The organism is Phycicoccus sp., assembly GCF_035325325.1.
Taxonomy (GTDB): domain Bacteria; phylum Actinomycetota; class Actinomycetes; order Actinomycetales; family Dermatophilaceae; genus Phycicoccus.
Map to the genome: position 1 here is coordinate 1 of NZ_DAOLAC010000070.1, position 2,864 is coordinate 2,864.

Consider the following 2,864-nt stretch of genomic DNA (forward strand, 5'->3'; position numbering starts at 1 on the left):
AACATGCAGCGCCAGGCGGTCCCGCTCGTGCGGGCCGAGGCGCCGCTCGTCGGCACCGGCATGGAGTACCGCGCCGCCGTCGACTCCGGTGACGTCGTCGTCGCCGAGAAGGCCGGTGTCGTCACCGAGGTCTCCGCCGACCTCGTGACGGTCGCCGCCGACGACGGCACCTCGCGCACCTACCGGATCGCGAAGTTCGACCGCTCGAACCAGGGCAACAGCTACAACCAGGTCGTGCGCGTCGACGAGGGCCAGCGGCTCGAGGCCGGCCAGCTCATCGCCGACGGTCCCGCGACCGACGGTGGCGAGATGGCGCTCGGGCGCAACCTGCTCGTCGCGTTCATGCCGTGGGAGGGCCACAACTACGAGGACGCGATCATCCTCAGCCAGCGGCTGGTCCAGGACGACGTCCTCTCCTCGATCCACATCGAGGAGCACGAGGTCGATGCCCGCGACACCAAGCTCGGCCCCGAGGAGATCACCCGCGACATCCCGAACGTCAGCGAGGACGTCCTCGCCGACCTCGACGAGCGCGGCATCATCCGGATCGGTGCCGAGGTCCGCGACGGCGACCTCCTCGTCGGCAAGGTCACGCCCAAGGGCGAGACCGAGCTGACCCCCGAGGAGCGCCTGCTCCGCGCGATCTTCGGTGAGAAGGCGCGCGAGGTCCGCGACACCTCCCTCAAGGTCCCCCACGGCGAGACCGGCACCGTCATCGGCGTCAAGGTCTTCGACAAGGACGAGGGCGACGAGCTGCCGCCGGGCGTCAACCAGCTGGTCCGCGTCTACGTCGCGAACAAGCGGAAGATCACCGACGGCGACAAGCTCGCCGGCCGGCACGGCAACAAGGGCGTCATCTCCAAGATCCTCCCGGTCGAGGACATGCCCTTCCTCGAGGACGGCACCCCCGTCGACGTCGTGCTCAACCCGCTCGGTGTCCCCGGCCGCATGAACGTCGGCCAGATCCTCGAGCTGCACCTCGGCTGGGCCGCCAGCCGCGGCTGGGAGATCGAGGGCACGCCGGAGTGGGCCGAGCTCGTCCCGGACGACGCCCGTGAGGCACCGGCCGGCACCCGGGTCGCGTCGCCGGTCTTCGACGGTGTCCGCGAGAACGAGATCGTCGGTCTCCTCGACAGCACCCGGCCCACCCGCGACGGCGTCCGTCTCATCGACGGCACCGGCAAGGCCCGCCTCTTCGACGGCCGCTCCGGCGAGCCGTTCCCGGAGGCGGTGTCGGTGGGCTACATGTACATCCTCAAGCTGCACCACCTCGTGGACGACAAGATCCACGCGCGCAGCACGGGTCCGTACTCGATGATCACCCAGCAGCCGCTCGGCGGTAAGGCCCAGTTCGGTGGCCAGCGCTTCGGTGAGATGGAGGTCTGGGCTCTCGAGGCGTACGGCGCGGCCTACGCGCTCCAGGAGCTGCTGACGATCAAGTCCGACGACGTCAACGGACGCGTCAAGGTGTACGAGGCGATCGTCAAGGGCGACAACATCCCCGAGCCCGGCATCCCCGAGTCCTTCAAGGTGCTCATCAAGGAGATGCAGAGCCTCTGCCTCAACGTGGAGGTGCTGTCGAGCGACGGCTCCACCATCGAGATGCGCGAGGCGGAGGACGACGTCTTCCGTGCCGCCGAGGAGCTCGGCATCGACCTGTCCCGGCGCGAGCCGAGCAGCGTCGAAGAGGTCTGACAGGTGGCGGCCGGGACGCCGCGAGGCGTCCCGGCCCACCGCCCGGCCGACACCACCTGACAGACCACAGACTGCGCAAGTAACGAAAGAAGGAACCACGTGCTCGACGTCAACTTCTTCGACGAGCTCCGGATCGGCCTCGCGACGGCCGACTCCATCCGTGCCTGGAGCCACGGTGAGGTCAAGAAGCCCGAGACGATCAACTACCGCACCCTCAAGCCCGAGAAGGACGGCCTCTTCTGCGAGAAGATCTTCGGTCCGACCCGGGACTGGGAGTGCGCCTGCGGCAAGTACAAGCGGGTCCGCTTCAAGGGCATCATCTGCGAGCGCTGCGGCGTCGAGGTGACCCGCGCCGCCGTGCGTCGTGAGCGGATGGGCCACATCGAGCTCGCCGCTCCCGTCACCCACATCTGGTACTTCAAGGGTGTCCCGAGCCGCCTCGGGTACCTGCTCGACCTCGCCCCGAAGGACCTCGAGAAGGTCATCTACTTCGCGGCGTACATGATCACGCACGTCGACGAGGACCAGCGGCACGCCGACCTCCCGTCGCTCGAGGCGCAGATCCAGGTCGAGAAGAAGGAGATCGAGAACCGGCGTGACGCCGACGTCGAGACCCGGGCCAAGAAGCTCGAGGACGACATCGCCGCCCTCGAGGCCGAGGGCGCCAAGTCCGACGCCAAGCGCAAGGTCCGCGACTCCGCCGAGCGCGAGATGAACGCCATCCGCCGCCGGGCCGACCAGCAGGTCGAGCGCCTCGAGCAGGTCTGGGACCGCTTCAAGAACCTCAAGGTCCAGGACCTCGAGGGCGACGAGGTCCTCTACCGCGAGATGCGCGACCGCTTCGGTCTGTACTTCGAGGGCGGGATGGGCGCCGCGGCGATCCAGAAGCGCCTCGAGACCTTCGACCTCGAGGCCGAGGCCGAGAACCTGCGCGAGATCATCGCCACCGGCAAGGGCCAGCGCAAGACGCGTGCCCTCAAGCGGCTCAAGGTCGTCTCCGCGTTCCAGACGACGACCAACCAGCCGGCCGGCATGGTCCTCGACGCGATCCCGGTCATCCCGCCGGACCTGCGCCCGATGGTGCAGCTCGACGGTGGCCGCTTCGCGACCTCCGACCTCAACGACCTCTACCGCCGCGTCATCAACCGCAACAACCGCCTCAAGCGGCT

1 protein-coding gene and 1 pseudogene are annotated in these 2,864 nt (G+C 68.6%); both read left to right on the forward strand.

The genetic code is table 11. The annotated features are described in order from the left end of the window. Window positions 1-1,695: DNA-directed RNA polymerase subunit beta (locus PKA89_RS20200; RefSeq protein ID WP_324422659.1), on the forward strand; the 1,695-nt coding region annotated here is incomplete at its 5' end. A 99-nt stretch (window positions 1,696-1,794) separates the two neighbouring features. Then, a pseudogene (locus tag PKA89_RS20205) lies at window positions 1,795-2,864 on the forward strand (DNA-directed RNA polymerase subunit beta'); the annotation flags it as partial.